The organism is Roseiconus nitratireducens (assembly GCF_008629675.1).
Classification (GTDB): domain Bacteria; phylum Planctomycetota; class Planctomycetia; order Pirellulales; family Pirellulaceae; genus Stieleria; species Stieleria nitratireducens.
Window position 1 is genome coordinate 630,034 of the sequence record NZ_VWOX01000003.1, and the last position, 24,924, is coordinate 654,957.

16 protein-coding genes are annotated in these 24,924 nt (G+C 61.3%); 8 read left to right on the top strand and 8 right to left on the bottom strand.

Annotated features, from left to right (window positions below; genetic code table 11):
* The first annotated feature begins 175 nt into the window (after nt 1-175).
* Both FYK55_RS07685 and FYK55_RS07690 read left to right on the top strand, forming a co-directional pair.
* Nucleotides 176-3,112: a DUF1553 domain-containing protein gene (locus FYK55_RS07685; RefSeq protein WP_161604368.1), complete on the top strand. Its 2,937-nt coding sequence runs from the start codon at nt 176-178 to the stop codon at nt 3,110-3,112.
* A gap of 5 nt (nt 3,113-3,117) precedes the next feature.
* Nucleotides 3,118-4,587, top strand: a complete 1,470-nt coding sequence (locus FYK55_RS07690; protein WP_150075782.1) for a DUF1501 domain-containing protein — start codon at nt 3,118-3,120, stop codon at nt 4,585-4,587.
* Nucleotides 4,588-4,669: 82 nt separating this feature from the next.
* Here the strand turns inward: FYK55_RS07690 and FYK55_RS07695 are convergent, their stop codons facing one another.
* Together FYK55_RS07695 and FYK55_RS07700 are read right to left on the bottom strand one after the other, a co-directional pair.
* Nucleotides 4,670-5,392 (bottom strand): YggS family pyridoxal phosphate-dependent enzyme, encoded by a 723-nt coding sequence (locus tag FYK55_RS07695; protein WP_150075783.1) that lies wholly within the window; start codon nt 5,390-5,392, stop codon nt 4,670-4,672.
* Nucleotides 5,373-7,226 carry a hypothetical protein gene (locus FYK55_RS07700; RefSeq protein ID WP_150075784.1) on the bottom strand — a complete coding sequence of 618 codons (1,854 nt, stop codon included), beginning with the start codon at nt 7,224-7,226 and terminating at the stop codon, nt 5,373-5,375. The genes FYK55_RS07695 and FYK55_RS07700 overlap by 20 nt, the downstream gene beginning before the upstream one ends.
* 315 nt (nt 7,227-7,541) lie before the next feature.
* Here FYK55_RS07700 and FYK55_RS07705 point away from each other — a divergent pair, with 315 nt between their 5' ends.
* On the top strand, nt 7,542-8,714 hold the full coding sequence (locus FYK55_RS07705; RefSeq protein WP_150075785.1) for a YdjY domain-containing protein: 1,173 nt from the start codon (nt 7,542-7,544) through the stop codon (nt 8,712-8,714).
* A gap of 519 nt (nt 8,715-9,233) precedes the next feature.
* Complete coding sequence (locus FYK55_RS07710) at nt 9,234-10,793, top strand: HD-GYP domain-containing protein (protein WP_150075786.1); 1,560 nt, start codon at nt 9,234-9,236, stop codon at nt 10,791-10,793.
* A gap of 36 nt (nt 10,794-10,829) precedes the next feature.
* On the opposite strand, the gene FYK55_RS07715 is transcribed toward FYK55_RS07710, so the two are convergent.
* Together FYK55_RS07715 and FYK55_RS07720 are read right to left on the bottom strand one after the other, a co-directional pair.
* On the bottom strand, nt 10,830-11,633 hold the full coding sequence (locus FYK55_RS07715; protein ID WP_150075787.1) for a hypothetical protein: 804 nt from the start codon (nt 11,631-11,633) through the stop codon (nt 10,830-10,832).
* 156 nt (nt 11,634-11,789) lie between these two features.
* Nucleotides 11,790-12,491 (bottom strand): PTS sugar transporter subunit IIA, encoded by a 702-nt coding sequence (locus FYK55_RS07720; RefSeq protein WP_150075788.1) that lies wholly within the window; start codon nt 12,489-12,491, stop codon nt 11,790-11,792.
* A 561-nt stretch (nt 12,492-13,052) separates the two neighbouring features.
* Here FYK55_RS07720 and FYK55_RS07725 point away from each other — a divergent pair.
* Entirely contained in the window at nt 13,053-14,483 is a 1,431-nt protein-coding gene (locus tag FYK55_RS07725) for a hypothetical protein (protein WP_235908499.1), read from the top strand.
* 53 nt (nt 14,484-14,536) lie between these two features.
* On the opposite strand, the gene FYK55_RS07730 is transcribed toward FYK55_RS07725, so the two are convergent.
* A complete protein-coding gene (locus tag FYK55_RS07730) occupies nt 14,537-16,117 on the bottom strand; it encodes an aldehyde dehydrogenase (NADP(+)) (protein ID WP_150075789.1) in 1,581 nt (526 codons plus the stop codon).
* A gap of 94 nt (nt 16,118-16,211) precedes the next feature.
* Nucleotides 16,212-17,072 carry a fumarylacetoacetate hydrolase family protein gene (locus FYK55_RS07735; protein ID WP_150075790.1) on the bottom strand — a complete coding sequence of 287 codons (861 nt, stop codon included), beginning with the start codon at nt 17,070-17,072 and terminating at the stop codon, nt 16,212-16,214.
* A gap of 47 nt (nt 17,073-17,119) precedes the next feature.
* Here FYK55_RS07735 and FYK55_RS07740 point away from each other — a divergent pair, with 47 nt between their 5' ends.
* Nucleotides 17,120-20,977, top strand: coding sequence for a CRTAC1 family protein (locus FYK55_RS07740; RefSeq protein ID WP_150075791.1), 3,858 nt, complete (start codon nt 17,120-17,122; stop codon nt 20,975-20,977).
* Nucleotides 20,978-21,167: 190 nt separating this feature from the next.
* Entirely contained in the window at nt 21,168-21,416 is a 249-nt protein-coding gene (locus FYK55_RS07745) for a hypothetical protein (protein WP_150075792.1), read from the top strand.
* Nucleotides 21,417-21,488: 72 nt separating this feature from the next.
* Here the strand turns inward: FYK55_RS07745 and FYK55_RS07750 are convergent, their stop codons facing one another.
* Together FYK55_RS07750 and nadC are read right to left on the bottom strand one after the other, a co-directional pair.
* Nucleotides 21,489-22,940 carry an undecaprenyl-phosphate glucose phosphotransferase gene (locus FYK55_RS07750; protein ID WP_150075793.1) on the bottom strand — a complete coding sequence of 484 codons (1,452 nt, stop codon included), beginning with the start codon at nt 22,938-22,940 and terminating at the stop codon, nt 21,489-21,491.
* Nucleotides 22,941-22,996: 56 nt separating this feature from the next.
* The gene (gene nadC / locus FYK55_RS07755; protein WP_150075794.1) at nt 22,997-23,926 is read right to left on the bottom strand and encodes a carboxylating nicotinate-nucleotide diphosphorylase; all 930 of its coding nucleotides are present in this window, start codon (nt 23,924-23,926) and stop codon (nt 22,997-22,999) included.
* 340 nt (nt 23,927-24,266) lie between these two features.
* On the opposite strand from nadC, the gene FYK55_RS07760 reads away from it, so the two are divergent.
* On the top strand, nt 24,267-24,686 hold the full coding sequence (locus FYK55_RS07760; RefSeq protein ID WP_150075795.1) for a ComEA family DNA-binding protein: 420 nt from the start codon (nt 24,267-24,269) through the stop codon (nt 24,684-24,686).
* Nucleotides 24,687-24,924: the final 238 nt, after the last annotated feature.

A 24,924-nucleotide genomic window follows, 5' to 3' on the forward strand; every position in this document is an offset into this window, starting at 1 on the left:
GACTGGGGATCAGGAGAGGCGTTATCAAATGTCGCCTCTCCGCCCCACCGATCTCGCCCCTTCAGCTGTTTTCCCACCGCCGGGCATGTTGGACTCTGCACCTAAATCAATTGCAGCACCTCTCCGTGCCTTCTCGTGTCGTGCAGCCCGTCACCGCGTTGCCCCGATGCGGTTGGTGCCTTCTCGCGTGTCGCTCGTTGTCACGATCTTGTGGATCGGTTGCAGCCTTGCCGCCGCAGAGGAAACGTCGGCAACGGCCAGCGGTGCGGACGAACAACCCTTGGTAGCGTTCTTCGAAACGCGAATTCGTCCAGCGTTGATCGAACATTGCTTGGACTGTCATTCGGAACAGAGCGAAGCGAGCGGCGGCTTGGTGTTGGACACCCGCGCCGGTTGGGAAACCGGTGGTGACCTGGGACCAGCGATTGTGCCAGGCAACCCCGACGAGAGTCTGCTGATCCGAGCGATCGAATACGGGGACCCGGACTTGCAGATGCCCCCGGAGGGCAAGCTTGACGAAGGCACCCTTGCGGCCTTCCGGCGTTGGATCCGTCAGGGTGCGGTGGATCCGCGGCAAGTTTCTCCGAATCCGAAGGCGGATCGACATCCGGCGGGCTTGCCCGTCGCGAAGGCGCAGGACCACTGGGCCTATCGTCCGCTTGATCGAAATGAAACGGCGTTCGCATCTGGTATCAAGGAGGCCTCCGGACCAAAAGATGCGGATTCGCCTCCGCGGCCGGCATCGGTCATTGACCAGTTGATCGAATCGCGTTTGCAGGCGGAAAGGCTGAACGCAGCACCGCCGGCGGATCGCCGCGCCCTCATTCGCCGGCTAACGTTCGATCTGCATGGGTTGCCACCGACGCCGCAGCAGGTGGAATCGTTCTTGCAGGACCAATCGCCGGACGCCTACGAGCGACTGGTCGATCGATTGCTGGCGTCACCCAGCTTTGGCGAACACTTTGCTCGCCATTGGATGGACGTCGTGCGCTATGCCGAATCGATCACGCTTCGGGGATTCGTGCTGCCCCAGGCATGGCGATATCGCGACTACCTGGTCCAGGCGTTCGCGTCCGATCGGCCTTTCGATCAAATGATTCGAGATCAGATTGCCGGCGACCTGATGCCGGTCGATGACCTTCACGAGCGACAGCAACGCGCGATCGCGACCGGTTTCTGGGCCTTCGGGAATTCGAATCTGGAAGACCAGGACAAGACCAATCTGGACTTCGATCATGTGGATGAACAGTTGGAAACGTTGGGCCGAGCCTTCTTGGCACAGACGATCGGCTGTGCCCGATGCCATGACCACAAGTTCGACCCGATACCCACGAAGGACTATTACGCGTTGGCCGGTATCCTGCGTTCGACAACGGCAATGACGCACGCGAACGTCTCCAAATGGATCGAACGCCCTGTGCCATTGAACGCGGAAGACGAACGTGCCTATCGCGAGTTGCAAAGCCAATTCGACCGAGTCCAATCCGAACTGAAAGCAATGGAAGCGAACCCCTCCGGATCGGGCTCGAAAGCCAAACGCATCAAAGTGGCATCCCTGGCGGGAATCGTTGTCGACGACGATGACGCAAGATTTGTGGGCGACTGGAAATCCTCCCAAAGCGTGTCGGGATATGTCGGCAATGGGTACCACCACGACCAGCAGGAAGGCGCCGGGACGAAAACGGCGACGTTTGAACCAGATCGGATCCCCACTGGGCGGTATCGCGTTCGAATGGCGTACACCCCCAACGCGAATCGGTCCTCCAAGGTGCGTGTCCAGGTTTTCAGCGCGAATGAATCGACCACAGTCGTCGTCAATCAACGCCAACGTCCTTCGGAAGACTCCGTTTGGGTGTCGTTGGGCGTGTTTCCGTTCGAGGAAACCGGGCAAGCTTTCGTGATGGTTTCCAACGAAGACGCGGACGGCTACGTGGTGGTCGACGCAATCCAGTTTCTTCCGGTCGGCGAAGCATTCGATCCGGCGGAGGCATCGCCGGAAGGTGATCAGAGGGCGGAAAAGGAACCAACTGCCGTGGCCGATCGCCGTGAAAAACTGACCCGAAAGCTGCGGCAACTGCGTGCCCAATTGGACGCCCGCCCACAATACCTGACGATTCTGGAGAGTGAGCCCCAGCGGGAGATCGCCATTCGAATTCGCGGCAACGTTCATCAAAGCGGAGAAAGGGTTCCGCGAGGCTTTCTGTCGGCGATCGCACCGGCGGAGCACTACGCTGCCAAAATCGACCCGCACTCCAGCGGCCGCGTTGCCATGGCCAATTGGATCGCAGATCCCAGGAACCCGCTGACGGCACGCGTTTACGCCAACCGCGTTTGGTCGTGGCTGATGGGCGACGGGATCGTGACAACCGAAAACAACTTCGGCACAACCGGCCGCCCTCCATCTCACCCGGCGTTGTTGGACTGGCTCTCTGGCGAATTGATCCGTCATGACTGGTCCACCAAACACTTGGTGAAAGTCATCGTGACCAGTCGGGCCTACCGAAGAGCGCTGACCGATGATCCCGATCGCATGGCCGTCGATCCTGACAACCGCTTGTTCGCCTCCGGACCACTCAAGCGGCTTCCGGCGGAAGCCATCCGGGATGCGATGCTGCAGATCAGTGGTGAACTGGATCGCAGCTTCGGCGGATCGATGATTCAGCCCGGAACCAAATCGGACTACGGCTACCGTCACAGCTCCCGCCGTCGCAGTCTTTACGCTCCGGTTTTCCGCAACTCACTGCCGCCCTTGTTTCGCGTTTTTGACTTTGCCGACGCCAGCGTGTCCGTCGGCCAACGGCCTCGCAGCACGGTGGCGCCACAGTCACTGGCCATGATGAATCACCCCTGGGTCATTGCTCGATCCCGAGCAACGGCCGAACGCCTGGGAAGATCCTCCGGCACGGAGGACCCAACGTTGCTGATCCGGCAATTGTATCAGCAATGTTTCGCGCGGCCGCCCGATGACTCCGAACTGCAGTTGTGTCTCCAGTTCTTGCGGCTAGATGGTCCCCAAGGATCCATTGGCGATCCCGCCGAAATCTCAACGGATCGCTGGGCCTTGCTGGTGCAATCGTTGTTCGCCTCGGTCGATTTTCGCTACCTGGACTAAACCCAATGGATTCAGACAACACCCCTCAAACCGCCATCGCCCGGCTCGCCCGACGCACGATGCTACAGCAAACGGCCTGCGGATTTGGATCGTTGGCTGCCAGTGCTTTGGCCGCTCAAGAGCTGGTCACCGAACGAACCTCCGCCGGTCCTCCAGCCGGCGGCCCCTCCCGCAAACAGGGCCCCACCAGAACGCCCCGGGCCAAGCGAATCATTTTCTTGTTCATGCAGGGCGGAGTCAGCCAGGTCGATTCATTCGACTACAAGCCTCAATTGCAGCAATACGACGGCAAGACGATGCCCTTTGACGACGCGCGCACGCTTGCCAAGACGGGGCGTCGCGCGGTCGAACAACGATTGATGAATTCGCCCTGGCAATTCAAACCTTACGGAGAATCGGGCCGGCACGTTTCGGAACTGTTCCCGCACACGGCCAAGCACGTGGATGACCTGTGTTTTCTACACGGGATGCATACCGACGGTGTGGCTCACGGACCGGCAACGCTGTTTCTACACTGTGGTTCGACGAATTTTGTGCGTCCCTCCCTCGGCTCTTGGGTCTATTACGGGCTGGGAACCGAGAACAACGATCTTCCCGGATTTGTTTCCATCTCACCGTCGATCGGCAACGGCGGACCGCGCAATTACGGCGCCGCATTCCTGCCGGCTCGCTATCAAGGGACGGCGATCGGCACCGCCGGGGAAGAATCCTTGGCCATCGACCATTTGAACCGGCCCGGAATCACGGACGCTTCCCAGCGATCGCAAATGGAACTGATCGAGCAACTCAACCGCCGTCAGATCCAGCGTCGAGGATTCAGCAACGGTGAGTTCGACGCGGTGCTGGAATCCTACGAACTCGCGTGGCGGATGCAGCAGGTTGCCCCCGACGTCTTGGACCTCTCCAGCGAGTCGGCCCATACGCTGTCGGAGTACGGGATCGACCAGCCCTCCACTCGAGAGTTTGGCAAAAAGTGTTTGCTGGCCAGGCGTCTCTGTGAATCCGGCGTGCGTTTCGTCCAAGTCAATTATGGTGACAACTCAGCCAACCCGGCCTGGGACCAGCACTCCAATTTGCCCAAACATGCGACGCACGCGCGAGCGGTGGATCAACCGATCGCGGCACTGCTGGCCGACTTGAAGCGGCGTGGCTTGCTGGACGACACCATTGTGTGGTGGGGCGGAGAGTTCGGCCGCACGCCGTATTCGCAAAGCAATGGCACCGGCCGAGACCACAATCCGGGTGGATTCACCGTTTGGCTGGCCGGCGGTGGCTTTCGGCCGGGCACCGCCTATGGGGCCACCGACGAGTTCGGATTCTCGGCGGTCCAGGGCAAGGTCCACATGCACGATTTGCACGCCACTTTGCTGCACCAATTGGGCCTGGATCACAAGCAACTGACGTTCCGTCATGCCGGTCGCGATTTTCGGCTGACCGACGTCTACGGCCGGGTCGTCGATCCCATCCTCAGTTGAAACCGCGTCCGGAACCCGATTGAGCTCTGCTTCGCAAAAGCGCACCGGTGCGAAGATTGCCAGCCGGCGGAAGCCGTGACCTTCAACGGACGCCCTCGAACAGCGCCGATCCGATTCGCACCATCGTGGCACCCGCCGCAATGGCTTCGCGAAAGTCACCGCTCATCCCCATCGACAGCTCCGGCAGTTGCCGACCAGATTCGGCTTGGATTTGATCGCGGAGCGCCGCAACCGCACGGAATTGATCGGCCGCCTGCTCGGCATCGGTTCCCCAGCCGGCCATGGCCATCAAGCCGACGATGCGGACGGATGCCAGGTCATCCAACTCCAACAAACTTCGCGTCTCGGTGATCGACAACCCGGTCTTGTTTGGATCCTCGCTGATGTTGACTTCCATCAGGACCTCCGAGACTCGGTCCTCGCGTTTTGATTCCCGATCGATCGCGCGGAGCAATCGCTCACTGTCAACGGAATGGATCAACGGCCGATAACGCAGCAGCCGACGGAGCTTGTTGGTCTGCACGTGTCCGATCATGTGCCACGCGATCGGTGGTTTCTGCGGCAATGCGTCGGCTTTCTGCCACAACGCCTGCGGCCGACTTTCCGCCAGGTCGTGACAACCGGCTTGCACCAGCATGGCGGTTTGTTCGACACCGACGTACTTCGAAACCCCGATGATGCGCACCGATCCGGGATCCCTGCCAGATTGCCTTGCCGCGTCGGTCACTTCCCGAACGACATGCTGCCAATTGGAACGGATTCGTTCGAAGGCGAGATTGTCGGACTCAGGATTCGACGTTGACATCGCTGCCCTGCGGTGAGGAGTCGGTGTCGTCGCTGTCTTCAACGGTGATCAGATCTTCGTACGTTTCTTCCTGGACATCGAATCGCGCCGCATAGAAGTCGGCGATCAGATGTTTGCCGAAGAACGTGCGTGGCAACCGGCCGACCATGGATCGATACAGCAGCCACTGCTCCGATCCCGCCTGGAATCGAAAGGCCGCTGCGACCCGGGGTGGCACCAACCGCAATTGCTCCCCGACCGTCAATTGCCGCCAGGTCCGCTTTTTGCCAAACCGCTTGCGAGACAAATCGATCCAGAGCGGAACATACAATCGCCCGGCGCCGCGGCTGGCCACCAGCAAGTGGTTGTCAGCCGTGCCAGACAACGTCGTCGTGCTGTTGGCTCCGCGCCATTCGTTCGAAGACAACGGAATGACCATCGCCCGCGGCCGATCATCGCACAGGAAACATTCCGTCGTCTGCTCCTCGGCTCGGCAGGTCATTCCATCGCCCAGGGGAAGTCGCAAACGATGTTCGATTGACAGATCGGTTGGTCCACTGTCGTTTGTTGACGACCGCCAGGTGACCGCATCGGCGATCATTCCGCAACGATCCTCGCGCAGCAGCATGAATTGCCGCTGCACCACGTACCCGGCCTGCCACGGTTGCTCCAATTCGACGTAGTGGACGTCGTCATCGGTGTATTCGCACGTGGCGGTCCAGTCGCCGGCTGAACGGATCTGGTTGCCGTTGACTCTCAATTCGGTCTCGATGGCACCTTGCATCAATACCGCTTTGCCCGTCGTTACCTCCAACTCCGTTTCATCACCGGCGTAGCGGATGACCGTTCGCCCGCGTCGCACATCCCATTCGGGAAGCATGCAAACCACGCCCGAATCTTCATCATGCAACATCGATTCGGGAAGGTGGACTTGCCACGCCAGGCGCCTCTTCGTCCGACTGCGGCCCAGGGCCGCATCCAATGCGGGGCGAAGCGTTTCTTCGTCTGCCGCGGCCGCCAGCGCGAGCAAACCGTGTTTACCCAAGTCATCACGCAAGTCGTCATGGGAAAGTGGGCTGAACGCCATCGCGCCATCGCGTCGCATCAAGGCAATGGTCCAAGTAGTCCACTCGGTGACCGCAGCCTCGTGGGCAGCCGTCCAGACCGCGTCGCTTCCGCGCCCCGACTTGCCCCGCTTCGTCTTTTTCTTTCCAGGTGTTTGACCGCCGCGAAGCATCTCACGGCAACGGAGCAGGGAAGCCAGCACCAGCCGGATGCTGGAAAGTTGTTGCAAGCCGATCGCAACCGCTGCTTCGGTCTGTTCGCACCAGGAACGCAGTCTGCGGATGCTGTCGTCGTGCAGTCCCCGACAGGACGGGAGTGCCGTTAGCCGCTGCGACAGGGTCAGCCCCAGCTCCGCGACCCCCACCAAGACCATCGGGTCCGCAACCTGTCCGTCGCGCAGTCGATCTCGCAATTCCTGCAACGCCCCCAGCAGGTCCCACCAGGGATGTTCGTCCAGGTGATTCAGCAATGCCGGCATGGCCGCCGCCCACGTCACTGCCGCGGTCGCGACACCGACGTCGTCCAATGTTCCTGAGAGAGACTCTTGAAAACGCTGCAGGGCCCGGGGGACATCGAATCGTCGCCGCTCCTTCGGGGAAAGTTTGGCACCGGAAGCAAGCTTCGCCAGCAGGACCTGGTCCTCCTCCAGCGGTGTGCCGGTCGCGCTGGCCAGCCCCCACAAGTACTCGCTCCCGGAACGCTTCCGGCGGCCGCTTTCGTGGCCCGGCGAATGGGCGGCCTGGTCGGCAAGAATCTGGCTGCGAAGTGTCGTCCACTGAGCCGTCGTCAAAGACGATTCCGTCAATTCCGCCGGCGGCTGAGTGGGTTTTGCCCCCCGCCGATCGGTTCGTTTTCCTTTGCTCCGACGCTTCCCACCCTTTGATTTCCGGTCCGGGGAACGCGTTTTTTTTGAGGGTCGGCTGTGGCGGGGCATAGGAAAAGGGTTCAGGAAAGCGATACAACAGAGGGTTCGAAACCGGTTCGTGCGAGCACAACCCGGCGGGCCGGCAGAATCTGGCCTGGAGGAGACGCTTAACTTACTCGCACTGGTCCTCGTGTGCACCCACGCCAACGCATTCCACCAGCCCCCACCTCTCCCGTGATCATGTCACTCACTCGTCTCGTCTTGCTGTTTTCGCTGAGCTTTTGGCTGCTGGGATCGACTGGCTGCAACCGGTCCCAAACCGATCAAACCGCATCGTCGGTTGCCGAACCCGCCGCGGCGGACAAGACGGCTGGCGATTCGCCCGAGGAAACGTCGCCCGATTCGACACAAGCAACGGCCGCGGCACCGTCCGCGACCGCATCCGAGGGCAGCGATGAAACCAGGCAAAACGAGCCGACGGAGAAACCGCAACCGTCACCGGGCGATTCAACCGCCGGCAACGTCCCTCCGGCAGACAACGCCGCTTCTGACGACACCGGTGACCAGACGCCTGGGTCCAAGCCGCTGCCGATGCAAGATTCCGCCGCAGCGGGCGACTCCGAAATCGCTTCCGCCGGTGAACCGGACGCGGAACCGGAACCGGAGTTGCCCGAAGACCTGGCCCGCCGCGCCTTTGAAGCTCCGCCGGGAGCCAAGTCGCTGACGCCATCCGGTCGGCTGTGGATCGACGCGAAACAGAAACGCGTCTACGTGGACGGCTACGTCACCCTGCGACGGGGGCCGATCGAAATGTTCGCCTGTCCGGTGGGTACCAAGGAGCATGAATCGATTGTTGCGGCACTCGCTCGCTCGCGTGAGGTGCACGCGGCTTTGTTGGCCATCGGCGCAACGCCCGGGACACCCGTCCGCTTTCGCCCAGAGTATTCACCGCCCACCGGCCAGGTGATTCGCGTCTGGGTTGGTTGGTACGACGACCAGGGAGAATTTCAATGCGTCGACGCCCGGCAGTGGATTCAGGACGTCGAGCGTGAAAAAGCGATGGAGGCTCAATGGGTGTTTGCCGGCAGCGGATTCTGGGAAGACCCCGAGGATCACCGGGAGTACTACCGTGCGGACTCGGGCGACATGATCTGCGTTTCCAATTTTTCCAGCGCCATGTTGGACGTGGCGATCTCCAGCAGTGCCGATGCGGACTTGCTTCGGTTTGCCCCGATGGAGGATCAGATCCCGCCGCGCGAAACCCCGGTCCGCCTGATCCTGGTTCCCGTCCCCAATCCCAGCGATGACCCGGATGCCGAGGCGGATCCTGGCCGGATGGAGCGTCCGACGAAGGATATCCTGCCGCGCGCTTCGACGGTGTCTTCGGAGAAACCCGAACAACCCGCATCCTGATCCGTCCGATCCCGGCAGGAGTAAGGGGACCGGGTTTCCCCGTGCGGAGCTTCGTACCGGTACGACCGGCACACTCGTCACGCTTGTCGGCTCCCGGATCAATCGACGACGTCAAAGCGTTCTCCGGCGAAGGGCCGCAACCTAGGTTTTCTCAGCAAGACCTTGCAACGTTTGCTGCCGCCCGCCCCTTGGCGGGCGTCCGACGTGCCCCTTCGCGCCGTCCCTGACGTCCGTTGCGAATCGATTGTCCTTCGTGCCCGCCAAGGAAACCTGGCCGATGCCTGCTGTGCAACCGAGCCTCTGTCACCCCGCCGAGTTCGCACCGCTTCTGTCCGGTCAATCGATCGGAGAGTCGAACCAGCGCGGCGGGATGCACGACCGAAATCGCGTGCCGGCACTCCAGCGACGTTCGTCATCGCGGTCGCTGCATCACTTGCGGGGGCGTCCCCGTTGACCGAGCGTCCTTTTCCATCGAAACCACAACCGGACACAAACGCCTCGACGCCCGAGTCGCTTCACGTGAATCCACCGCGCGATCCCGTTGCGGACCTGTTGGCCCAAGGTATCGGCTACCCCGTCACGCAGTTCGCGGGGGCAAGTGGGTCCGACGATGCGCTGGTCCAACTTGCGTTGGTCGATCCGGATCAAGTCCATACCGAAGCGTCCTCCACCGGTGATGATTTGGTGCGCCAAGCAACCCGCCTGCCCTCCGGAATGGTCGCCGTTTGGTGTGCGCCACTCGAACAGGCCAACCGGGTAGCACGGCACGCTCAATCCATCCTGGATCTGGAAGCGTCGCGACAGGAAGGCCGTGGGCTGCTACGCGAGGTGGAATCCCTGACCGTCCAGGTCATGCAGGATTTCGAAGAACTTGCATTGATCCGGGCGCTCTCATCCAACCTGGAATTGCCGCAGAACGCCGAGGACACGCAAGACTTTGTGCTGGAATCCTTGCTGCCGTTGGCGGCGGGCGTGGGTGCCGTCTCCATCGCCATCCTGTTGCGCGATGAACGCTCCGGAAACCTGATGCAACCGCTATGGACCGGACCGGCGGTCATCAGCGACACGTCGGTACGACAGCTGGTCGACCGTTACACCCACGAAGCCCAGTCCGTACCCGTGGTGCGAAATGACTGCTTCGGGGATCAACCTTGTGGGCGGGAAGGGTTGAATGAATTGGTTCTCGTACCCTGCTCAAGTGAAGGCCGCGTTCACGGCTACATCCTGGCCTGCAACCGAATCAAAGAGGATCTCGGCGACGATCCCTGGGGTCAGCCAGGATTCACGACGATGCACGCTTCGTTGATGGAAACGGCAGCCAATCAACTTGCGTCCCATCTGCAAACCAGTCGTTTGTTGCGGCAGAAGGAAGAACTGTTCACGGATGTCATCCGAGCCTTGGTCAACGCGATCGAAGCCCGCGATCCGTATACCTGTGGCCACAGCGAACGTGTCGCGTGTTTCGCGCGCCTGCTCGCATCCCACCTCGGATTCACCAGCTCCGAATGTGAGCGGTTGTACTTAACCGGCCTGCTGCACGATGTCGGCAAAATCGCGATTCCCGATGTCGTGTTGCGAAAGCCGACCAAGCTAAACGACCAGGAACGCGCCATCATCGAAACGCATACCGATTATGGATGGCGAATCCTGCATGAACTCGATGCGTTGCAACACGTCCTACCCGGCGTCCTGTACCACCACGAACATTGGGACGGCCGCGGCTATCCCGACAAGTTGGCCGGAGAGAACATCCCGATCGATGGTCGGATTCTGGCCGTGTGCGACGCCTTCGACGCGATGACCAGCGACCGCCCGTATCGCAGCGGCATGTCCGTGACGCGCTGCCTACAGATCATGCAGGAGGGCGCCGGAACAATCTGGGACCCCGCGTTGATCGATCTGTTCCTGGAACACCTTGAAGAGATCCTTGAGATTCGGTCCAGCCATCGTCCACGTCGACATCCTGATCGTCCCGCACCGGTCAACGGCCAACCCACCGTTCCCCTGGCGCCGGTTGCGATGCCGTCGATCAGCACGTCGGACGTGCCGACGCTGCCCGGATCAGGAATGGTCATCTGAACCGAGCGTCGCGACACGCCGTTCGCTGCACCGCAGCTAAGCGGCGGATTGCCGCTGTTCCAATGCCAGACTTCGCAGTCGTCCCAGCAGCGGGGAAAAGTCCCCCGGCTTCGCGATCACCTGGTGCACACCCGCGTTCAGTGCCTGTGCCCGTTGCTCCGGCGTCACGCCGCCGACGATCCAGACATGCTCCGCGTCGCCGTGCCCGCTTCCGCGCAAGCGATCCTCCCAGCCACCTCGGCTGGTCGCTGAATCATCCCACCAGACCTGCTGCACGTTGCGAACGGTTCGAATCTGCTCCGGGCGGCAGGACATCGCGGGAACGGTACCACTACCCGCGATCGCCAACAGAGCCGAAGCGTTAGCGCGCCTTGACGCGACAATCAACACGCCGCGGGCGGCGCGTCGCATTCGAGGGATCAATCCGCAACGCACCAGCAGACTCGGCAAAAACGTTTCCCATTCATGCCAGTAGATGCCGGGCGTGCCCAACACTTCGCTGGGATGCGGACGTTGGCCGGCACACAGCGGACCCATCAGCAACGCCGTTTCGGCGCGTGGGTATTTGTGCCGGAGTTGTGTGAAGGGGCGCCGGAGTCGCGCTGAATCGTGTTCCAGGCACAGCACGATCGAATTGACGCCGGCAGCGGGGCGTCGGGCGGCGGCATCCAAATCGGTTCGGTAGGCGAGCTGCGCTGCGTGCGAATCACAGAAGTCGTAGGCCGGCCGAAAACGATTCCCTTTTCGAGGCCCGATCCAAAGCAACGTCCCCAACCCACCGGGCGTGTTGGATCGATCGGACCCGGCGCGAGGTTTCACGGGAGGCATGATTCGGTTCATGTCGCCTGCTCCATCCTTGGCAATCGGGCCTCGACGCCGCCGCCAAAAGCGTCGCTGACATCCGGCCCGGAGGACATCGGTACATCGGTGTGGGATCGCATCCGCGCAATCGGTTCCGCAGGATTGACGGATGGACTCATCCACCTGAGAAACAAATCACGCGGTCAGCAGAACGTCGGCATCATGGAGACAGTTCCAAGCTTCCTTGGCCGTTTTGCACTCGCGCAAGTCGGTCAGGAACGAATCGATCGCGATCAATCGGCTGATGTGGGCCAGAGTACGGAGGTGAGCTGAATCGTCGTAAGAGCAGATCAGAAAAAAAACATCGGTCATGTGACCTGCATCGGAAAACGGGATGGGGGCCGGGCTGACCGCCAATCCGACCACCGTGTCGGCCAGAATCGATGTCTGTGGGCGGCGCGGGTGCATCAAGGCGACGCCGCAATCGAGCGCCGTCGGGTGCATCTGCTCACGACTACTCACCGCCTCGGCCATCGCCCCGGCGTCCCACAGCAGACCCGAACGGGCGACGATCTCGCTCATTGCGCGAATCACCGACCCACGAGTGCGTGCGCGAAGCGGAACCTCGATGGTGTCGACCGTGCACAACTCGTGCAGCGCCCGATCCTGCGTCGGTCCGGTGACCCGATCGACCACCTTCTGGACGCGAGCCAGCTCGGCACTATCGTCCGACGCGCCGATCCGTTCCTCCAACCAGTGGTGAATCTCAGCTTCATTGAACCGCCATTCCCCGGCAACTTTGCGACCTGGCAACCGCCCACGCGACGCCATCTTCTCAACCTGAGAGGGCGTGATGTGCAGGTACTGGGCGATTTGGGCGAGATCAAGTTCTTCCATGGTCAGACAGATCGGGGGGATTCACTGGAAATCCGGTCGAGGAAGGGGGGCCAGCCGGCTGCTTCAACCGCGCGAATCGGTGGCAGGGTGACTGAGAATATTCGGACTGGGTGCAATTGCCGGACCGGAATCACGAGGCGGCGGCCATTTTCCGTCGCGGAGTTCCCGACGGCAAGCCGGATGAAACCGCATTGAGCGGAGCGGGGCCGGATCTTCGAGCACCAGCGACGTTTGCCCGAGCACCCGTTTCGGCCACGAAGATGGCGAGTTTGGCCGATCGAACACAACCCGGTGTGAGTTCCCAAATTGGGAATTCTTTGCAATTTCACTCAAGTTTGACCGTCCCGCGTCCGCGGTCGCTCTTGACCGAGATCCGCACGGATCGTTATTGCCACAACAAGACGAGAGACCATCTTTGCCTTTTTGCTTGGCGGCAAACGCTTGATCCCTGATACCGCGAACGTTCATCGATTCTTTCACGCGCTCGCCGCAGTCCTGGTGACGGCCAGGGGCGCGCGTCCGCGTTGCCGCATGCAGGCTCTCGCTTGTCCGGTGTGTCTGATGATGATCGGGCTCATGGTCGGCGGCGTGGTGCTGCCCGGGCAGCATTCCCTGGCTCAGACCGCCGGCAGCTCGCTTGACGTCCCGCAAACCCGCTTAGCACCGATCGGCTCTCCCGCCACACCGCCGGCAATGCCCCCAACGACAGGCGGATCCAACTTCGCGCTGCCACCATCGGTATCGGGACCTCCAAGCGGATCCCTGTTCGACCCCTACGCCGCCGCGCCGGCATCCGGTTACGTTCCCCCGATCTCGTCCGCTGGCGGCGGCACGGTTTATGGCGGGTACGGTTACGGCGCTGCTCCCGTGACCGGATTCAGTGGTCCCGTGACTCCCGCGCCTCAGGGCGGATTCCTGGCGCCCTCCCCCAGCGTTTCACCGTACAGTTCCGGCGGCTTCTCAACGCCGCCGGCCACCCCGCCGCCGCTGTTTAGCAATGGAGGTTCGTTCCTGGGCGCGACCTCGACAACGCTGCCGCCGGTCGGCTTTTCCAGCCCCAGCACCTACGGCGCACCGGCCGGTTACGGATCTCCGACGTCGCCCTATCCCAGCGCGGCACCATCGACTTTGTATCCCGGCGGTTTTTTTGGACCGACGGGCACCTTCGCTCCTCCGCCGGTTGATCCCTACGGACTGATACAAAAAGGGCGATTCCGCCACACCTTCATCAATGATGACGATTCGGCTGACGCGTTGGAGATCAACGACACGGATATTGCGTTGGCGTTCATGTGCCAACAGTTTCTGTGGTCCACCCAACCGCTGTTCATCGCACCATCGTTTTCGCTGCATCAATGGGACGGACCACAGTCGTCCACCGGCGCCGACCTGCCCGCCAATGCGTACAGCGCATTCCTGGATTTTGGATGGCAATCGGACCCCAACCGGATCTTCGGAGCCGAACTCGGGCTCAGCCTGGGTGTCTTCTCAGAGTTCGATGTGCTCAACAGCGACAGCCTGAGGATCCGCGGCAAGGGGCTGGGCACCTTCCGCCTAACGCCCGCATCGACGTTGAAACTGGGCGTCTACTATTACGACCGTGTGGATACCAAACTGCTTCCCGCCGGCGGCTTGCTGTGGCGACCGAGCCCGCTGACCCGGGCGGACCTGTTCTTCCCCCAACCAAAGTTTTCGCGATTTGTTTCCACCATCGGCGTCAATGACATCTGGTGGTATGTCTCCGGCGATTACGGCGGAGGCTCCTGGACGATCGAACGCGACGGTGGCGGAGACGACCAAGTGGACATCAACGACATTCGCGTCGCACTGGGCTTGGAATGGGGCCCGACGACGCGGATGAGGCTGGGGCAGCGAAGTGCTTTTTTCGAACTCGGTTACGTCTTCAACCGAGAACTCGTCTACCGCTACAACCCGCAGGACAACCTGAGCCTGGACGACACCTGGATGGTGCGTCTGGGGATCGGTTACTGAGTGCGCGGATAACGCGACGCCCCCGCGAACAGGAACGGAATAGAGAAAGGCTCTCAGCCCTTCACGTCGTCCGTCGTCCAAGCGCCATCGATCTGGCGAGGCGTTTCCCCCGTGGGATTCTTGTCGGCCAACAACTTTGGCAAGCGAGCCGGTCGGACATTGTCATAGCTGGTCAATTTGCCAAACCGCAGCAAACAAGCGGGAACCCCGACCGCGGTGAAACCGGGATGGCCCGTCGCCGGATAGGGACCGCCGTGGTTCATGGCGGCACTGACCGCCACGCCGGTTGGCATCTTGTCATTCAACACACGTCCAACCTTCGGGATCAGCTCGAACGCCACCTGTTCGTAGGCGTCATCGTCACTGCCACCGGGGTCCGAATAAACGCAGCCGGTCAAATTGCCTTCCAACGTTTTGATGACTTCGCGCAACTCCGCCAGGTCGTCGGCAACGACCAACAACGAGGCATTCCCGAACGCTTCGGTTTGGAATCCTTCCGGATCGCTGATGAACTGTTTGCCGGTGGCTTTCAACAGCGTATTGGCCATCGCGCAGCGGTCCGCTTCTACTTCGCCGCCACCGGCCAACAGCTCGGCGCCCAAGTCACACAGGGTTTTCACGCTTTGATTCAAACTGCTGGCCACCGCCGGCGACAACAAGGTTCCCGCCGGGGAGGACTGGAATCGGTCTTGAACGGCCTTGATGAAGTCGTCGGTCGCTTGCCCTTTGATCGCGATCACAACGCCGGGATTGGTGCAAAACTGGCCGGTGCCCATGAGAGCGCTGGTCATGAATTCGTCCACGATCTCGGCCCCCCGGCTCTTCAGCGCCCCTGGCAAGATCACCACCGGGTTGACGCTGGAAAGTTCCAAGTAGATCGGTTTGCCGGCGGCGTCCGCGGCGGCCTTCAATTTCAGCCCCGCCGAACGGCTGCCCGTGTAGCCGGTGGCTCCGACGCGCGGGTCGGAGACCAGACGTTCGCCATCGGCATGTCCGGTTCGATAGATCAATTGAACGATCGCATCGGGGACCCCCGTTTCCTGGGCAGCTTGCAAGGCTAGTTGCGCAAATCGCCGCGTCGTTTCGGGGACGGTGCTGTTGGCCTTGCCGATGACCGGATTGCCGGCGGCGATCGCAGCCGCAAAATCACCGCCCGAGACGGAACCAAACGCGAACGGGAAGTTGTTCGGTCCGAACACACAGACGGGGCCCAGGGGTTCATAGCACGACCGGATGCCGGCGGCCGTATCAATCGTCGCCAATGCCCAATCGCCCCGACGACACGATTGCGCCGACAGCCGAATCTGATTGCTGGTTCGCGGCAGTTCCACGTCGGCCAGACGCGGTGACTTTGCCAATCCCGACTCACTGGCAGCTGCTTCGACCAAGGAGTCGCTGGCGGCATCGATTTTGTCCGCGTAGCTTTCCAAGAATTCGGCGATCACCGCCGCCGGCAGCGTGCGCATCTCACGAGCCGCGGCAAAGGCCGCGTCCAGGGCGGCATCGCAATCGGCCCAGGAACTGATCGGAAACTCCGTGGGCAGCTTTTCGTTGGTGTTCGGATTGGTGGCCTGAAACGTGCCGGTCGCATCGGAGGAGCGCCATGCGCCGTTGATCAATACTTTTGCAGTCATCGGTATGAGTCGGTCAGTTGGGGAGAAGCGGTGAACGTGAATGGACGCGATCCGCAGCACGGACGCAGTCTGGACGTCAGAGATTGCCCGGTGGCTAAGCGGACGTCTGGACGATGGGATTGCTCAACGTGCCGATCCCTTCGATCGAGATGTGGACCGTGTCGCCGGGCAGCAAGGTGAAATCGCTGGTGGGCACGATGCCGGTGCCGGTCATCAAGAACGCACCGGCGGGAAACGAGTTGTCCCGAGAGAGCCAGCCGACAAGGTCGGTGAACGACCGCGCCATCTGGTCGCCACAGGTTTCCTGTTGGAAGACCACGTCGCCGTCACGTTCGATTTTCAAATCGACCACCAGCGATTCCGTCGGCGGCAACGGATCGAAAAGCGCAATCCAAGGTCCCAGGCCTGCGCACTGGTCATAACACTTGGCCTGCGGCAGGTACAACGGATTCTCGCCTTCGATGTCTCGCGAACTCATGTCGTTGCCGACGGTCAGACCGACAATTCGCATCTTGGGACACAACACCAGCGTGATCTCGGGTTCGGGCACGTTCCATTTGGCATCGGAGCGGATCCGCAAAGGCTGTCCGTGGCCGGCGACACGGTGCGGTGTGGCCTTGAAAAACAACTCCGGACGCGCTGCCTGGTAGACGCGGTCGTAGCACGATGCTGCCGCCTCCGACTCCTCCATTCGAGCGGTTTGGCTGCGTTTGTAGGTCACCCCCGCCGCCCAGACCTCCTGCTGATCGATCGGCGGCAACCAGCGAACCGAATCGTCCAAAGCGATGGGCGCGTCGGTGGACAACGAACCGGCGGCGGCGGCCGGATCCTCCGCGGCGATCAAATCGGCCAACGTTTCCAAGCCGTTGCCAAGCACCAGAGGGATAATTTCGGTCTGATTGACCAAGCCGATCCGAACCTTGTCGGAAGCGTCTACGAATTTTGCTAATTTCATGGAATGGCTAGTCCGTCGATCCTTTTCGAATATCTCTGTGGTACCGAGTGAACGCGTCAGCCCCCGGCGGCCGATTGGCCGCACGCCCCTCCTGTTGCCGCAACCGACACCTGCACACCTGGTTTTACCCGTTGGTGATCCTGGGCACCGTCCTGCCGCTGGGTTGCCGGGGAAAAAGCGATCCGGAACCGCGCCCCAACGTTACCACGCAGGCCGACGATGGTGAATCGGAGGCTCTGTTGGAGACGCTCAATGCCGCCTTGGCGGCCACCGAAAACCTGGAACCCGAGCGGGCCGAACCGCTGTGGCAGGAACTGCATAAAAAATTGCCGGATTCGGCATCCATCGCGCGCAACCGGGCGATCAATGCGGCCCTCGCGGTCGACGCGTTGACCTCCGCAGCCACGGATTCCGTCCGCTCGGCAGAAGAAAAGCAAGCGGCCAGGGGCCGTCTGCCCGGGGCGATCGAACGAGCCCGGGAAGCAATCGCGGAATACTCGAAGGTTTCCGGCGACAACGTGATCCCGCTGTGGCTGGGAAGTCGCATCGAAGCGCACGAAGCCTCACTGCTGCCGGCTTCGATGACCAAGCCGCTGCGTCGGGAATTGCTCAACAACCTGGTCCGCACGATTGACGGCCCGATGGGCGAGCAGCCGCAATCGGTGATCTTGGGCGGGCCACTGACCGACGTTCTGGAAAACCTGTCGGATCCGATCGACGGATTGCCGAAAGACATCCTGGATCCCGCCGCCGGCGCGGTGCGTCGGCTTTCGGACGCGCACCCTGAAAACCTGTTTCTGGCGCTCCGCGCTTTGCAGCTTTCCATCCAGCAGCAGAACCCTGCGGCGGGCCGCTACGCGGAACGCACGTGGCAGTTGTCCACCGCAGTGGAACCCACGTTGGCAGCATTCACCAAACCGATCGGAGTGACGCCGAAAGAATTGACGGACCGAATCATCGAAGGCGTCGAAGAGAAAGACTGGGGCAAGGTCGAACAAAACCAAGTGCTGTGGTCCAACGTGCTCGGCCCGCTGGAAATTCTGCGGACCGACCGACGCCGCGCCTCGCCGCATCCACTGGACCGACTGAGTTTTGAAGCGCTGCGAAAGTTGAGTGCGACGGTTGCCGCACAAAACCCGATCCAATTCGACCAACAGCCACTGACGTTTGAAGCGGACACCCTGGGTGAAAACGTCCGGCTGACTTTGCCGCTGGACGCCGATCTGGATTTGGATGTCGATCTGGTGAGTGTTTCCGACAGCGATCGTTTGACCCTGTGGCTCAATGACAACGGCCAATGGGCTGAGGCAGGGATCTTGGATTTGCCGGTCGCGCCGACCGGAATCGTGGCCGCCGACTTGTTCATGGTCGACAGCAGCGACCGAAGCCGATTGAAACAGGACTCCCCGGCCTCCACGGGCGACGCGGACCAAGCAATCGCGGCCCGTCACAACACCTTGCCGGGGTTGGTCGTCTACGGTGACTTCGGAATCCGCCTGGTCCAGGTCGATACACGCCCCGACACGCCAGCGGAATCCCGACTGACCTTGATCGAAGACACGACCGGTCTGGAGGAGCTATCCCAGGTCAGCGTTGTCGTCCCCGGTGACCTGGAGGGTGACGGCGACCTGGATCTGATCGTGGCTTCGGCCGGCGCGCCGTTGCGCACGTTGATCAATCGAGGCAACCGCACCTTCTTTGAAGCCCCGGTCACGGCCTCGACCGTGGCGCAGGATGATCCCGTGGTTGATTTGGCGATCGCCGACCTGGATCGCGACTTGGATCTGGACGTCGTGACTTTGCATGGAACCAGTGGCAAGGTGGGCTTGCTGGAAAACCTATTGCATCTGCAATTCCGCATGCGGTACCTGGACGAGGTCCCGGCTTCAGACCCTGAAAAGGTCGGTGCGCCCTTGGCCGTCGCCGTTGAAGATGTGGACGGCAACGTTGCCTGGGATGTGATCGTTGTCAGCGAGAAACAATCGCAAGTTGCTCTGGGGCACTCCGCCGACATTGGCGTGTGGACCGTGGACCGCGTCGAAACCGGCGACGGATTTGCGACGCCGCCCGCACTGGCGGACTTTGACAACGACAGTTTCTTGGAACTTGTTGGGCCCCAAACCTCCGTGCGACTGGGCCCCTGGGGCATCGCGCCAACCCCGGCCAAACTTCCCGTTCCCCTGGGACCATCCGATGCCCACGCGGTGGATCTGAACGCGGACGGCCTGGTCGACCTGGTTTCGTCCGACAGCGGATCGGTGATCTTGGGAAACAACGACTTGAACACGCCGGCGCATCATCTGGCCGTGCGTTTTAAAGGCATCGCCGACAACGCAGCGGCCAGCGGGCGGGTCAATCACTACGCCATCGGTTCCGTTTTGGAAACGCGTTTCGGCCCGCACTATCGCAGCCGGATCATCACCGGCCCCAGCACTCATTTCGGGATCGACGGGGCGGACCAGGTCGACTCGGTGCGAATCATCATGCCCAACGGATTGACCCAGACCATTCGCGACCCGGCGATCGACGCGATTGTCGAAGAAGAACAAACGTTAAAGGGTTCCTGCCCCTACCTGTACACCTGGGATGGGCAGAAGTTTGCTTTCGTCACCGACTGTCTCTGGGCCGCCCCGCTGGGATTGCAAGTCGCCGCGGGCAAGGTGCAACCGGATCGGCCCTGGGAATACCTGAAAATCGATGGCCAACACGTTCGGCCGCGAGACGAGGGTCAATACGAATTCCGATTGACCGAGGAGCTTTGGGAAGTCGCCTACGTGGACCAGGTCGAACTGACGGCCGTCGACCATCCGGACGACGTCGAAGTGTTCACCAATGAAAAGGTCGGCCCTCCCTCCGTGGCGATTCCGACGATCCACGCATTCGGCCCCGAGAATCTTCATGCCATCGTGGCCGCCCGCGACACGCTGGGCAACGAAGTTGGTGAGCTGTTGGCCGAACCGGACGCCCGCTACGTCCAAGGTTTTGATCGCCGAATCCGTCAGGGACTGTGCAAGCCGCACTGGGTCGACCTGGATTTTGGATCACCCGCCACCGATTCGCTCCGCGAGAAAAAGGATGCCGCTGCCTACCTCGTGCTCCGCGGATGGATCCTTCCCACCGATACCTCGCTGAACATCCAGATCGATCAGAACCCGGAATTGCCATCGGTCGAGTTCCCGTCGGTCTGGGTTCCGACCAGCCCCGGTTCTGATCGTTGGCAGCAGGTGATCCCGTTCATGGGATTCCCCGGTGGAAAGACCAAAACGATCGTGGTCGATGTCACGGAACATTTGCTTCGCGATGATCCAAGAATCCGGATTCGGACGAGCGCGCAAATCTACTGGGATTGCGCGCGACTGGCGATTCAAGAGACGTCCCCGGAGGTCCGCCAGCAGGACTGCCCGCTGACCGGTGGCGAGGTCGCGTTCCATGGGTTCTCAGAAAAAGTTACCCACGGCTCCAAAGCCCCGGAGACCTACGAGTATGCCCGCAATGATCCGACACCGAAATGGCCTCCACTAACCGGTGAGATCTCGGGGTTCGGCGATTGCACCGACCGACTCACCGATTGGGACGATTCGATGGTCGTGATCAGCAGCGGTGATGAAATCCGCATGCGGTTCCAGGCTCCTGCCGAACCGCCGCCACCGGGCTGGAAACGAGATTTCATATTGCACTGCGTGGGATGGGACAAAGACGCCGATCTGAACACACTGACCGGCCAGTCCATCGACCCGCTACCGGCGAAGGACATGAGTGCGTATCCTCCGACCTTCGATTCGATCGAAACGTTCCGCGCCATTCGCCGCAAGAATGCGGATTCGCTTCGCCGGCGACAATCCTTTCGCGCATTCTGGTACCGTGCCCAACCATCGGAAACACCCTTCCTTCCGGTCACCGACTGAGAGGGCTCAGATGGACGGTGTCACTTGAAAGCGAAGGGCTTGTCGCTCATTGGCCAATGGCGTCTCGGTCGTCCGTCGGTGACTGGGGCCTCGCTGTCACACGGTGGTGAGCGCCGCGACTTTGGCGTGGCACCGACCACTTGCCCAACGTCCCAAATCCCGCCACGACCTGTTTTCGTCACCCTCGATCATGTCCGCAGATCCGCTCCCCGAAGAACCGCAGTACGACCGTGGTGCACCGAACGCAATCGGCGCAAGTTCAAAATTGCGATCAGCATTGCTGGTGTTTGTGATTGCCGCTTTGCCCCTGATCCTGCTGCTCATTTTCTTGAATGTGCGCAAAGCCAATCAAGAGTCGCTTGAGAAAGATCAGACCACGCCGGCCCAACGCATCGACGCGCCGCCCGAGACCTCAAGCGACCCGGCTGCAATCCGATGATCGTTGAATGCCTGGAATCGAAAACGCCGGACGGGCAGCAGAGCAGGGCGGGGCAGGGCAGGGCTTCGTGATTCAGTAGGCCGCGTCCTGCCGCCACACGACAACCAGCGTCTTCAAGAGGATTTTAAGATCCAGCCACAACGACCAGCGGCGAATGTACTGGTGATCCCATTCGATACGTTGTTGCATCTTCGCGACGGTCTCGGTTTCGCCTCGGCAGCCATTGACCTGGGCAAGCCCCGTGATGCCGGGTTTGACCTTGTGACGCAGCATATAACCTCGAATCTGGTGGCGATACTGTTCGTTGTGTGCCGAAGCGTGGGGACGTGGTCCGACAAGGGACATGCTGCCGTCAATGACGTTGAACAGCTGTGGCAGTTCATCCAGACTGGTCCGTCGCAAAACGGCACCGAGTGGCGTGATCCGCGGATCGCCTTTGCTGGCCTGCTTGATCACGGTGCCATCGTCGCAGGTCCGCATGGAACGGAATTTCCAAACGCCGATTTCTTTCCCGTCCAATCCGTACCGCCGCTGACGAAAGAAGACAGGGCCGCGGCTGGTCAACTTGATCGCCAGGGCGATCGCCAACATCGGAATCGCCGCAACGGTCAGGGCAGCGATCGCGAGCACCATGTCGGAGACTCGTTTCAATGCCCCATCGACCCCAAACAATGGGCTTTCAAACACGCTGACCGCCGGCAATCCGCCCAAGTCCGTCCAACGTGAGTGGAGCAGTTCAAAGACGAAGAAATCCGGCACGATGTAAACCGAAACGGTGGTGTCGCTCAACTGATCCAGCACGAACCGGATCCGATCCTCGGCGCGCATCGGCAGGGTGATCAGCACGGTATCGACCTTGTCGGCACGACAGTCATCAACCAGATTCGCCAGGCACCCCGCCAGCGTCACATCGGTCTCACCGGACGGTTCCACCCGGTCTTTCAAATCGGAAACCGATTGACCGGGACGATCGGCCACCCGATCGTCGTAGAAGCCGATCAGTTGATATCCCAGACCGCAATCGGCGCGAATATTTGCAGCGGTCTGACGCCCCAATCCGTTCAACCCCGCAATGGCCACGCGGCGAATTGCATATCCCTGACGCACCAGCAATTGGTGCGCGACGCGAACGAGCATCCGTGACAGCCCGATCAAAACCGGCGTGGTCAAAACCCAAGCCAACATGACCGATCGAGCAAACAAATCGCCGAACCGCGTCGCAAATCCGATCACCGCCAGGGACATCACGGTGCCGACCCACGTCCAACAGATCGCCAGGATTTCGGAGTCGGCACTCCCCCGACCACCGGATCGCGTCAATCCGGTGACTCTGGAGAGAATCTGAAACAGGATCGCCGCGACCAAACCGAGAATCAGCCCCGCTTCATCGATCCCGCCCCGAGCAACCTGCTTGACGGCGACCAGTGATCCGATGATGGCCAACGCGTCCAGTGCCGGTTGCAACAGATCCAATGCACGACGCTCGTCGGAAACGAGGGCGTTCCTGGCACTGGCTGATTGCATGGGACACACAGGATGGGGGCTGATGAAAGCCGCGGAGGGCTCGGCGACCCCAAATCCTAGGTCGCCGATGTGTCCAACCAATCCAGTCCCAGATCCAACCAAGTTGCTTGATGGGTCAGTGCGCCGCTGCTGATACGTTCCACGCCGGTTGCAGCGATTTCGGCGATCGTAGCGATCGTGACATTCCCCGAAACCTCCAGCTGCACATTCGGATTCAGTTCGGCACGCAACTGAACCGCCTGACGAATCCGATCCAGATCAAAATTGTCCAGCAACACGATGTCGGGCCCGACCGGAAGGACGTTGCGCAACTGTTCCAGCGTGTCCACTTCGATCTCGACAATCCCTGGAGCCGTCATCCGATCCAGTTGTCCGCCCCGCCACTGGATCGCCTTTTCCGCCGCGGTGCCCGACGGCATCGGAACACCGTTGATTCCGCCCAGCTGAAGATGGTTGTCCTTGATCAGAAAACCATCGTACAAGCCGCGACGGTGATTCCGACCGCCTCCGCAAGTGACCGCATACTTTTCCAGCAGACGCCAACCGGGCGTGGTCTTGCGGGTGTCATAGACCGCCGCCTTGGAACCCTCCAACGCGTCGACGTACGTCTTGACCAGTGTTGCCACGCCGCACAGGCGGCACATCACATTCAGGATGGTGCGCTCGCTGGTCAACATATCGCGGACATTTCCCCGCAGCGTGGCGATCGGCTGGCCGGCAACGAGCGGTCCGCCGTCCTGTCCGAGCACCTCCAGTTCCAGGTCCGCATCAAATTCATCGACGATCCATGGCAAAACGGCCAGTCCCGCGCACACCCCGGGCTGACGCGGCACGATCTGGCAGGCCCCTTCGACATCATCTTCGATCAGACAAACGCTGGTCCAATCGATCGCATCGCCCAAATCTTCCGCGATCGCCAAACGAACCAACAGGCGAACGTTGTTTTCCAGAGTCGCATCGGCAGTGACGGTCGCGTAGTCGGACATGAACGGAACACACGGTCAGCGGAAACAAGTGAAACGGACAAGCCGTCTGGGGACGACACAGAGCACCATCCGGCGAAGGAGAACAACGGTTCAATCATAACGCTTTCGGTCGCCAAACGCCTCCGGGTGAATTGTCGGGAGGTGGCCACTTCGTCGTCCCGGCAGTATCCACCCCCTGGCGACGGAGGCTACATTGTGTGGTGACGGCGGTTTCATGGATTCCGTATTGAATTTCCTTCCGCTTTGCAGCGATGTTTTTCAATCAGCCTTCACCCTTGGTGATCTGCGACGATGATTTGTCGTCGCCTGCCGTTGACCTTTCTCACGCCGCATCGTCCCGATGACCGCCCCCGAAGCTCCCTCTTCACCTCGCCTTGTCGGCGATGAATCGCGTCACAAGGAAACGGCCCCGTTGTGGGAAGAATCCGCGGTGGCGCCCGCCCTCTTGCGCGGGTCCGTTCAGACCGCTCTGCGTTGCTTGGTCTTGCTGGCAATCTTGGCCATGGTGACGACCGGGCTGATTCGGCTTCGAACCGTGCCACCCAAAGCAGCCGATCCGCCCGTGTTCCGTTTGGACATCAATCAGGCCGGCGTTCAGGAATGGATGCTGATGCCGGGAATCGGTCCCACGATGGCCAGACGAATCATCGCTGATCGCCAATCGCGGGGCCCGTTCCGATCCGTCGAGGACTTGGCACGGGTGACGGGAATCGGAGACAAGACGATCGCTCAGGTCCGTCCGTACTGCCGGGATCGCTGACGCCCTGGCTCCAAGGGTCCCGCCTTGAAACCGGCTGCCGTTCAGACTCCGCCTAACAACCACAACGCGCCGGCTGGCGGAGCCAGCAGCAGGGCGTTCCCGGGCGGGAGCCCGGGAACGAGCAGTCCCCCCTGGTTCCAAGGCTCCCGCCTTGGAACCGGCTGCGGGTCAGGCTCCGCCTGACAACCACAATGCGCCGGCTGGCGGAGCCAGGATGCAGGGCGTTCCCGGGCGGGAG

Excerpts from the sequence above, each read along its gene's own strand:
- FYK55_RS07720 (WP_150075788.1), bottom strand. The coding sequence starts at position 12,491 with ATGGAAGAACTTGATCTCGCCCAAATCGCCCAGTACCTGCACATCACG.
- FYK55_RS07760 (WP_150075795.1), top strand. The coding sequence starts at position 24,267 with ATGACCGCCCCCGAAGCTCCCTCTTCACCTCGCCTTGTCGGCGATGAA.
- FYK55_RS07690 (WP_150075782.1), top strand. The coding sequence starts at position 3,118 with ATGGATTCAGACAACACCCCTCAAACCGCCATCGCCCGGCTCGCCCGA.
- FYK55_RS07695 (WP_150075783.1), bottom strand. The coding sequence starts at position 5,392 with ATGTCAACGTCGAATCCTGAGTCCGACAATCTCGCCTTCGAACGAATC.
- nadC (WP_150075794.1), bottom strand. The coding sequence starts at position 23,926 with ATGTCCGACTACGCGACCGTCACTGCCGATGCGACTCTGGAAAACAAC.
- FYK55_RS07715 (WP_150075787.1), bottom strand. The coding sequence starts at position 11,633 with ATGAACCGAATCATGCCTCCCGTGAAACCTCGCGCCGGGTCCGATCGA.
- FYK55_RS07730 (WP_150075789.1), bottom strand. The coding sequence starts at position 16,117 with ATGACTGCAAAAGTATTGATCAACGGCGCATGGCGCTCCTCCGATGCG.
- FYK55_RS07705 (WP_150075785.1), top strand. The coding sequence starts at position 7,542 with ATGTCACTCACTCGTCTCGTCTTGCTGTTTTCGCTGAGCTTTTGGCTG.
- FYK55_RS07735 (WP_150075790.1), bottom strand. The coding sequence starts at position 17,072 with ATGAAATTAGCAAAATTCGTAGACGCTTCCGACAAGGTTCGGATCGGC.
- FYK55_RS07745 (WP_150075792.1), top strand. The coding sequence starts at position 21,168 with ATGTCCGCAGATCCGCTCCCCGAAGAACCGCAGTACGACCGTGGTGCA.
- FYK55_RS07725 (WP_235908499.1), top strand. The coding sequence starts at position 13,053 with ATGATGATCGGGCTCATGGTCGGCGGCGTGGTGCTGCCCGGGCAGCAT.
- FYK55_RS07750 (WP_150075793.1), bottom strand. The coding sequence starts at position 22,940 with ATGCAATCAGCCAGTGCCAGGAACGCCCTCGTTTCCGACGAGCGTCGT.